Origin of the sequence: Variovorax sp. E3, from assembly GCF_016082275.1 — a bacterium.
In the GTDB taxonomy this organism is placed as follows: domain Bacteria; phylum Pseudomonadota; class Gammaproteobacteria; order Burkholderiales; family Burkholderiaceae_C; genus Variovorax.
Window position 1 is genome coordinate 20835 of sequence record NZ_MOWM01000093.1, and the last position, 8406, is coordinate 29240.

Here is an 8406-nt window from a genome sequence, read left to right on the forward strand (position 1 = left end):
GCTGACTGAAAAAGTCAGTGACGAAGGGAGCGGGGTATCGGGAGAGGGGAACCGCTTGCCGAGAAAGGCAAGAGGGTCACGCTGCGTGCACACAGGCCACACAGCGCGGGAGAGCCTGCGCTAGAGAGCCTGGAGTGTCACGCCTGCCGAGGCACGCGTCTTGTCACTGATCCAACTGGCACTGTCCACGCACGGGGCTCCGAAATAAAGATTCCCAATTGTTGCACCGCGGCATGCGACGCGTCAACCCTTGGGATGGTGTTCTGCGATGTGAAAGGGGTTTTGCAGTTTGGCGCTTGAACGCCCGGAATCGCTCGGCCCCCCGAATCGACGTTCGATCGACGACCTGATCGTCGACTCGTCGTCGATCGGCATGCAGTCGATCGTCACGTTCTCCAGGATGCCCGCCGACAGGCGACCGGCACGAGAATGCGGGCCATGAAGAACCCTGCTGTCCTGTTCATTTGCACCGGCAACATCTGCCGCTCTCCCACGGCCCACGTGCTGCTCATGCACAAGGCCCGCGCGGCCGGCTTCGATGTCGAAGTGGACAGCGCCGCCATCTCCGACGAGGAGCGCGGCAACCCGCCCGATCCGCGGTCAGTGGCCGAGGCGAAGCGCCGCGGCATCGCGATGCACGCCCATGCCGCGCGGCAGGTCCGCAAGTCCGACTTCGAGCGCTTCGATATCGTCATCGGCATGACCGCCCAGCATTGCGCCGCGCTGCGCCGGCTCGCCCCCGCTGGAACAGAAGACAAGATCCACCTGTTCACCGAGTTCGCGGAAGGCATCGAGGGCGACGTGCCCGACCCCTGGTACGGCGGGCAGAAGGACTTCATCGAAGTCTTCGACCTGATCGACCATGGCGTGGACGGCCTGCTTGCGAAGCTGCGGGCCGACGACGCATCAAGCCGCTGACGGCCAGATATCGTCTTCGATCAACAGCGCCGTACTGCCTCCTATCGAGGCTGGCCAACCAGTCGTCGTGCTCGGCTTTTCGCCAATATCTATTGGAGCTTCAGGTCGATGCGCTCGTCGTCCATCAGCAGAATCGACGCGTCGAGCAACTGTTGCCCCGAGATGTCCTGGTTCTTGTAGCGCTTGACGGCATCCTGTGGCATCAAGAACCGGAATCTGATCGGTTCCACGGGAGCCTCCTTGCCGTTGCTCATGACGGCGGCAACGTGCAGGTCATATCCGTGGAAGAGCTTGGGATTGCTGAAGTTGTCGTTCAGCGGGGTCAATATCTTGCGGATCGTGTCGTCAAAGATTCGCTTGCCCATGTCGTACTTCGTGAGAAGTCGTCGATTGAACAGCAGCTGGTGCTCGATATCGGCGCGCAGGTACTTCTTGCCCTTGAAGCTCTCGACGCCAATGCTTCCAGGGACGAGTTCAGCGTCGGCCAGTTCATTCTCAACGCGAAGCAAGCCCACGTACTTCAGCGATTGATCGCGCAATTCGCGATCGGTGGACGTGTTCAGGAATCCGGGCGAAAGATAGTCCGGTGCGCGGTAAAGCGTGATGCGCTTCTGCGCGACTTCGGCGGTCGTAACGGCACCTCCGTAGCTGGAAGACACGCGCCCCGCGGCCATGAAGAAACCGTCCTTCCGCGCGAAGTACACGATGGAAGAAACATAGGGCGGGCCACCCGAGAAAAGCCGAAGCGGCACATAGAGGCTGATCTCGCAGACGCCTTCGCTGTTGATCTGGCAATCCCGTTCCGGTCCGGCGGGGCCGTCGTTCTTCGAGATGGTGTATTTGAGCGCGACGCCGGGCAGAAGATTCTTCGTGATGTCCGTGGGGACGATGCGGTATTTGTGGATGACCTCGGCGTCGGGTCCGGCGGGCTGGGCACGCGTGACTTGCGGCGCCACGCATCCGCACAATGCGGCCGTGGTCACGGCCAACAGAACGGTCTTGATAGACATGCTTCCTCTCTCCATGCTTGAAGCCCGAGTTTCGCCGGTTTTTTGCCGACTTTCATCTCGAGAGGCTGGCAGGAAGACGCCTACTCGCAGAGCACCCGAATCGAAGGCGGAATCTGCACCGCCCGGATCCCGCCCCCTTCGCGCTTGGCCCCGAAGATCCGCACCTCCTCGCACTCGAGGATCAGGTCTTCGCCCCGCGTCACGCGGTACGTCTGTACGAAGCTCTTCTCGCGCCACTCCTTCACGCGCACCGCAATGCGCAGCGTGTCGCCATAGCTCGCGGACTTGACGAAGCGTGTGTGCGTGTCGACCAGCGGCGTGCCGATCACGCCCAGCGTCTCGGTGGTTTCTTCCCAGCGCGGCACGCCGCACTCGGCGAAGAAGTGCCGCGAGGCGGCGTCGATCCAGCGGAAGAAATTGGGAAACCAGACGATGCCGGCGGGGTCGCAGTCGCCGAACTCGACGCGCACGGTGTAGACGACTTCCTTGATGGCGGTGGTGTCGGTGTTGGTGTTGCTCATCAGCCCATTCTCGTCGGCAGCCACAAGGCAATGATGGGGAAGGCGATCAGGATCACCAGGCGCACGATGTCGGTCAGGATGAACGGCAGCACGCCCTTGAAGATGGTGGTGAAGCTCACGTCCTTCACCACGCTCTTGATGACGAACACGTTCATGCCCACCGGTGGATGTATGAGCCCCAGCTCCACCGTCATCACGATGATCACGCCGAACCAGATGGGGTCGAAGCCCAGGTGCACGATCACGGGGAAGATGATGGGCACGGTCAAGATGATCATCGCCATCGCGTCCATCAGGCAGCCGAGCACCAGGTACATCAGCATGATGAGCGCAAGCACGCCGTAGCGGCCGATGCCCAGGCCGGTCAGGAATTCGGTGAGCTTCTGCGGGCTTTGCGTGATGGTCAGGAAGTACCCGAACAGCAGCGCGCCGATCAGCACGGTGAACACCGCCGCCGCCGTGCGCGTGGCCGACAGCAGGGCCTCGCGGATCTTCGGGCCGTCGAGCTTGCGCCGCACCAGCCCGAGGATGAACGCGCCGCTCGCGCCCACGCCGCCCGCCTCGGTGGGCGTGAAGAAGCCGCCGTACAGGCCGCCGATCACGAACACGAACAGCACCAGCGGCGCCCACACGTTCTTCAGGTCCTTGAAGCGCTCCGACCACGGCTTGACCTCGCCGCCGGGCAGCCAGTCGGGCCGCATCTTCACGATGATCGCGATGGTCAACACGTACATCGCCATGGCCAATATGCCGGGCACGATGCCCGCCATGAAGAGCTTGCCGATGTCCTGCTGCGTGAGGATGGCGTACACCGCCAGCACGGTCGACGGCGGCAGGATCGCGCCCAGCGTGCCGCCGGCGGCAATCACGCCGGTCGAGAACGACTGCGGGTAGTTGAAGCGCCGCATCTCCGGATACGCCACCGCCGAGAACGTGGCGGCCGTGGCCACCGACGAGCCGCAGATGGCCGCGAAGCCGCCGCACGCCACCACGGTGGCCACGCCGAGGCCGCCGCGCAGGTGGCCGATCATCGAGTTGGCGGCCTTGAAGAGTTCGCGGCTCACGCCCGACACCGACACCAGCGCACCCATCAGCATGAACATCGGGATCACGCCGAAGGTGTAGTCGGTCACGGTGCGCATGGAGGTCTGGCCGACCAGCTTCAGCGCGGGCCCGGGGCCGACGATGTAGCTGTAGCCCACTACACCCACCAGCCCCATCGCCATGCCCACCGGCACGCGCAACAGCATCAACGCGAAGAGGGCGATAAAGCCCAGGACTGCAACTGCATCGGGGCTCATTCGTCGGCCTTCTGTTCGGGGTGGATTTCTTCGAGCTGCTCCGGATGGAAGATCAGCCGGTAGGTGCGAATGGCGATGAGCAGCACGGCGCACACGTCGCCGGCCCAGGCCACGGCGTAGAAGGGCCAGGTGGGAATGTTCAGGTCGTAGGTCTGCACGTTGTCGACGTAGGTGCCGCGCACCTTGTCGAACAGCATGGCGGTCTGCACGGCCACCACGAACAGCAGCACCAGCGTGGCGAACACGTCGATCACGCGCTTCATGCGCGGGCCCGCCGCCGTCCACACGAGGTCGACCGTGATGTGGCCGCCGCGATAGCTGGTGGCCGCGATGCCCCAGAAGATCAGGATGCCCAGCAGCATGCGGCCGAAGTCGTAGGCGTCGGGAATCGAGGTGTCGAAGAACTTGCGCAGCACCACGGCCACGAAGATGTTGAGCGCGACGATGCCCACGAAAATGGCGGCGAGCCATTCGATCGTGTTGATCGCGCGGTCCATGTAACTGGAAGACCGGTTGGCCATGTCTCTGCGTCTTTCTTGTCTTGCCTGCAAAACGCCCCGCGCGGGGCGGGGCGTGAACGTTCAGAGGGCGGACTTGTATTTCGTGAGGCTGGCCTTCAGCGCGTCCATCACGGCCTTCGGGTCTTCACCGACCTTCTTCACGCTCTCGGCCCATTGCGCTTCGGAAGGCGCGGCGGCCTTGCGCCAGGCATCGAGCTGTTCCGGCGTGAGCTTGTAGATCTCGTGGCCCGGCAGCGCGGCCATCTTGGCGTGGCCCGCGAACTCGAAGTCGGCCCACGGCCCGGCCACCTTCTGCGCCCATTCGCTGGTGCAGTGGTCGTCGATCACCTTCTTCTGCGCGGTGGACATGGCGTCGTACTTGCCCTTGTTCATGACCCACACGAAGGGCGTGACGTACAGCGGCACGTCCATGTGGTACTTCACGACCTTGTCGATGCCGAACAGGCCGATGGAGCCCCACGGGAAGGTGATGGCGTCGGCCACGCCGCGCTCCAGCATGTCGCGCGACTCGGGCGCGGAGGCCTGCACGTTGGTGCCGCCCAGCGAGGTGATGAGCTGGCCCACGGTGCTGGTGGCCGGGCGCACCTTCAGGCCCTTGACGTCACCGGGCACGGTGATCTTCTTGCGCGCGTGGAAGGTGCCGGGGTCGTGCACGAACGCGAAGCAGTACTTCACGTCCTTCATTTCCTTGGCCGCGTAGTTGCGGTACCAGGCGTCGATGGCGGCCGAGCCTTCCTTGCCGTTGGCGAACAGGAAGGGCAGCGACGCGCCCGCCATCACCGGGAAGCGGCCCGGCTGGTAGCCGGGGTTCACGTACGAGAAGTCGGCGATGCCGTCGCGCGCCATGTCGTAGTGGTCGAAGGCCTTGCCCAACTGCTCCGACGGAAACAGGATCGCGGTGATGGTGCCGCCCGACTCCTTCTTGATGTCGTCGGCCCACGCCTGCAGCGCGGGGTTGAGCGGATGCTGCGCGGGCACCCAGCTGGACAGCTTGAGCTGCACGGGCTTGTCCTGCGCCTGCGTGGCGGGCGTGCAGAGTGCGAGCGCGGCGGCGACGGCTGTCAGGGCCAGTGCCGTGCGACGCGTGCGAGGGGAGCGGTGGGCGATTGTCATGGTCTCCTTCGTTATGTGTTCGTTTGGGGTTCAGCAATCTAGGCAGTCGCTTGCATGGGGTAAATGGAGGGTTTCCCGTGCGTGTTTTCCTTGGGGTGCGTTGATCCGCCTTCTTGTTCGGTGGGCGAACGAAACGAAGGCCGGTCCACGTGATGCAGGCCGAGTTCGCGCACCTGCGTGGCGCCCAGCAAAGTCATGGTGCGTTCGGTTTCTTCACAGAGCAATCGCAGTACGGCGAGCGCGCCTTGTTCGCCGCCGCAGGCCATTCCGTAGACCGGCGCGCGGCCCAGCAGCACGCCGCGCGCGCCGAGCGCGAGCGCCTTCACGATGTCGCTTCCGCGCCGCATGCCCCCATCCATGAGGACGGGGATGCGGCCGTTCACCGCGTCGACAATCGCGGGCAGGGCGGCGATGCTCGCGGGCGCGGCATCGAGCTGGCGTCCGCCGTGGTTGGAGACCACGATGCCGTCGGCGCCGTGGCGCACGGCGCGTCGTGCATCTTCCTCACCCAGCAGCCCCTTGACGAGCAACGGGCCGTCCCAGAGCTTGCGCAGCCAGCCCAGGCTGTCCCACGTCAGCGTGCGATCCATGGTGCGCGACAGCAGCGCGGCCTGCGTCTGCGCGGAGACTGGTGCGCCGTCGTCGTCGGGCAGCAGGTTCTCGAAGCGCGGCATGCCGCCGCGCGCCAGGCGCAGCAGCCACGCGGGGTGGCGCGCCATGTCGAACACCGTGCCGGGCGTGAGCCGCATCGGCACGCGAAAGCCGTGCCGCAGGTCGCGCTCGCGCAGCCCGCTCACCGGCACGTCGACCGTGAGCACCAGCGCCTCGAACCCGGCGGCACGCGCACGCCGCACGATGCGTTCGGCAATGGCGCGCTCGCCCATCACGTACAGCTGCATCCACAGCGTGGCGTCGGGCGCGGCGGCGCGCACGTCCTCGATGCGGGTGTTCGACGCGGTCGAAAGAATGAAGGGCACGCGCGCGGCCTGCGCGGCGCGGGCCATCAGTGCATCGGCGCGCGGGCGCACCAGGCCCGCCAGGCCGATGGGCGCGACCGCGAACGGCGCGCGCCAGTGGCGGCCGAAGAGCTCGATGCCGATGTCCACCGTGCTGGTGTCGCGCAGGCACTCGGGAACGAGCGGCAGCGCCTCGATCGCATCGCGGTTGCGCCGCAGGCAGCGCTCGTCTTCCGCGCCGCCGTCGACATAGTCGAACACCAGGCGCGGCAGCACCCGGCGCGCGCGGCGCCGGTAGTCGTCCACATTGAGAAGGGCCATCGGCGGCGTCAGTCCGCGACGATCCGGCGCTCGCGGATCAGCGCGCCGAAGCGCTGTGAATCGGCCGCCGCGCGTTGCTGGAAGGCGGCCGGCGAGCCGGGCTGCGCCTCGCCGCCGAGCGAGGCGATGCGCTCCTGCACGGCCGGCAGCGCGAGCGTGCGGTTGATCTGCGCGTTGAGCTGCGTCACCACCTCCGGCGGTGTTCCGGCGGGCGCGTAGAAACTGAACACGGTGTCGGCGTCGAAGCCGCGCAGGCCGGCCTCGTCGAGCGTGGGCACGTCGGGGAACAGCGGGGAGCGCCGGGGGCTGCCCACGGCCAGCAGCCGCAGCTTGCCCGCGCGCACCTGCGTGAGCGCAATGCCGGGGTCGAAGGCGTAGTCGATCTGGCCGGCCAGCAGGTCCTGCAGCGCGGGTGCCGCGCCGCGGTACGGCACGTGCAGTGCGAAGAGGCTGGCCTGCGTCTTGAACATTTCGCCGGCCAGGTGCGGCGAGCTGCCGCTGCCCGGCGAACCGTAGGACAGCTTGCCGGGGTTGGCCTTCACGTAGGAGATGAATTCGCCCACGTTCGTCGGCGGCAGCGACGGCCGCGTGACCAGGAACACCAGCACGCGCGCGGCGGCGGCCACGGGCACCAGGTCTTTGGCGGGGTCGAAGCTCATGCGTGTGTAGAGGTGCGGGTTCACCGACACCATGCCGCCCGAACTCATGAGCAGCGTGTAGCCGTCGGCCGGCGCGCGTGCCACGGCCTCGCCGCCGACATTGCCGTTGGCGCCGGTGCGGTTCTCGATGACCACCGGCTGCTTCAGCGACTCCTGCAGCGGCTGCGAGATGGCGCGCGCGATCTGGTCGGCCGCGCCGCCGGCCGGGAAGTTGACGATCACCTTGATCGGCTTGGCCGGCCAGTTGTTGGCGTGGGCGGGGGCGAGCAGGGCGGCGACGGCGAGGCCGAGCAGGCATCGTCGCCAGGAAAGGGCGGCAGGGCGGTGGAACATCGAGGGTCTCCGTGGTCTTTTGGTGTCAAACCTTCAGCGGCGGCGGGCGCTTCATCCAGCGGATCGGCTGCGCCTGCACCGGCCGCGGCGCGGCGCCGTGCGCGGCCAGCGCGGCGTCGAGCGCCTTGCCGCCTTCGTCGGCCAGCGCCGCTTCGCGGGCGGCGGCAATCGCGGTGGCGCGCGCCTGCACCGGCAAGGCCGTGCGGCCGGCCAGCTCGTCGATCACATGCAGCAGGTTGTGCTTGCCGCGTTCGTTGGTGCTGCCATAGCCCTTGATGAGCCGGCCGCACAGCGCCAGTTCGTGACCCAGTGCCCAGCCTTCGCGCGTGCCGGCTTCCACGGCCGCGAGCCAGCGTTCGATCAGCGCCTGCTCCTCGGCGAAGCGGCTGCCCCGGCGGCGCAGCCAGCGCAGCGACGCCAGCAGCCGCAGCGACGCCATGCCGAACACCGAGTGGCTGCCCACCTTCAGCGGCAGCGCCCACGGCTCGCGGCCGCGCGCCTGGCGGCCCCGGTCCCACGCGGTGACGCGGCGCGACAGCGAAGGCGGCAGCAAGGCCGCGAACTCGGCGGCGCCGGGCTTGAAGTGGTCGTAGACCTTCACGATGTCGTCGTCGCCGGCGCGCACCTCTTGCCGCACGCGCTGCGCACGGCTCGCGCGGCCCTTGAGCGCGGCCACGCGCACGATGTCGTCGAAGGCCATCCACAGCGCGAGCCAGCGCGCATCTCGCGCGTTATGGCAAAGCCGTGGGCGCC

8 protein-coding genes and 1 pseudogene are annotated in these 8406 nt (G+C 66.9%); 1 reads left to right on the forward strand and 8 read right to left on the reverse strand.

The genetic code is table 11. From position 1 onward, the window contains the following. Positions 1-438 precede the first annotated feature (438 nt). Entirely contained in the window at positions 439-918 is a 480-nt protein-coding gene (locus BMG07_RS26210; protein ID WP_198086993.1) for a low molecular weight protein-tyrosine-phosphatase, read from the forward strand. Between the two features lie 89 nt (positions 919-1007). On the opposite strand, the gene BMG07_RS26215 is transcribed toward BMG07_RS26210, so the two are convergent. The 8 genes and pseudogenes from BMG07_RS26215 to BMG07_RS26250 all read right to left on the reverse strand — a co-directional run. Next, complete coding sequence (locus tag BMG07_RS26215; protein WP_198086994.1) at positions 1008-1928, reverse strand: hypothetical protein; 921 nt, start codon at positions 1926-1928, stop codon at positions 1008-1010. A gap of 80 nt (positions 1929-2008) precedes the next feature. Continuing rightward, positions 2009-2449 carry a thioesterase family protein gene (locus BMG07_RS26220; RefSeq protein WP_198086995.1) on the reverse strand — a complete coding sequence of 147 codons (441 nt, stop codon included), beginning with the start codon at positions 2447-2449 and terminating at the stop codon, positions 2009-2011. Then, positions 2449-3750: a TRAP transporter large permease gene (locus BMG07_RS26225; RefSeq protein ID WP_198086996.1), complete on the reverse strand. Its 1302-nt coding sequence runs from the start codon at positions 3748-3750 to the stop codon at positions 2449-2451. Before BMG07_RS26225 ends, BMG07_RS26220 begins: the two co-directional genes overlap by 1 nt. Continuing rightward, the gene (locus BMG07_RS26230; protein WP_269759395.1) at positions 3747-4271 is read right to left on the reverse strand and encodes a TRAP transporter small permease; all 525 of its coding nucleotides are present in this window, start codon (positions 4269-4271) and stop codon (positions 3747-3749) included. Before BMG07_RS26230 ends, BMG07_RS26225 begins: the two co-directional genes overlap by 4 nt. A gap of 60 nt (positions 4272-4331) precedes the next feature. Then, positions 4332-5384, reverse strand: coding sequence for a TRAP transporter substrate-binding protein (locus tag BMG07_RS26235; RefSeq protein WP_198086997.1), 1053 nt, complete (start codon positions 5382-5384; stop codon positions 4332-4334). 38 nt (positions 5385-5422) lie between these two features. Next, positions 5423-6661: an alpha-hydroxy acid oxidase gene (locus tag BMG07_RS26240; protein WP_198086998.1), complete on the reverse strand. Its 1239-nt coding sequence runs from the start codon at positions 6659-6661 to the stop codon at positions 5423-5425. Positions 6662-6669: 8 nt separating this feature from the next. Further along, positions 6670-7653, reverse strand: coding sequence for a tripartite tricarboxylate transporter substrate binding protein (locus BMG07_RS26245; RefSeq protein WP_198086999.1), 984 nt, complete (start codon positions 7651-7653; stop codon positions 6670-6672). A 25-nt stretch (positions 7654-7678) separates the two neighbouring features. After that, positions 7679-8406 (reverse strand): annotated as a pseudogene (locus BMG07_RS26250) (DUF6537 domain-containing protein); the annotation flags it as partial.

Excerpts from the sequence above, each read along its gene's own strand:
- BMG07_RS26210 (WP_198086993.1), top strand. The coding sequence starts at position 439 with ATGAAGAACCCTGCTGTCCTGTTCATTTGCACCGGCAACATCTGCCGC.
- BMG07_RS26220 (WP_198086995.1), bottom strand. The coding sequence starts at position 2,449 with ATGAGCAACACCAACACCGACACCACCGCCATCAAGGAAGTCGTCTAC.
- BMG07_RS26235 (WP_198086997.1), bottom strand. The coding sequence starts at position 5,384 with ATGACAATCGCCCACCGCTCCCCTCGCACGCGTCGCACGGCACTGGCC.
- BMG07_RS26245 (WP_198086999.1), bottom strand. The coding sequence starts at position 7,653 with ATGTTCCACCGCCCTGCCGCCCTTTCCTGGCGACGATGCCTGCTCGGC.
- BMG07_RS26225 (WP_198086996.1), bottom strand. The coding sequence starts at position 3,750 with ATGAGCCCCGATGCAGTTGCAGTCCTGGGCTTTATCGCCCTCTTCGCG.
- BMG07_RS26240 (WP_198086998.1), bottom strand. The coding sequence starts at position 6,661 with ATGGCCCTTCTCAATGTGGACGACTACCGGCGCCGCGCGCGCCGGGTG.
- BMG07_RS26230 (WP_269759395.1), bottom strand. The coding sequence starts at position 4,271 with ATGGCCAACCGGTCTTCCAGTTACATGGACCGCGCGATCAACACGATC.
- BMG07_RS26215 (WP_198086994.1), bottom strand. The coding sequence starts at position 1,928 with ATGTCTATCAAGACCGTTCTGTTGGCCGTGACCACGGCCGCATTGTGC.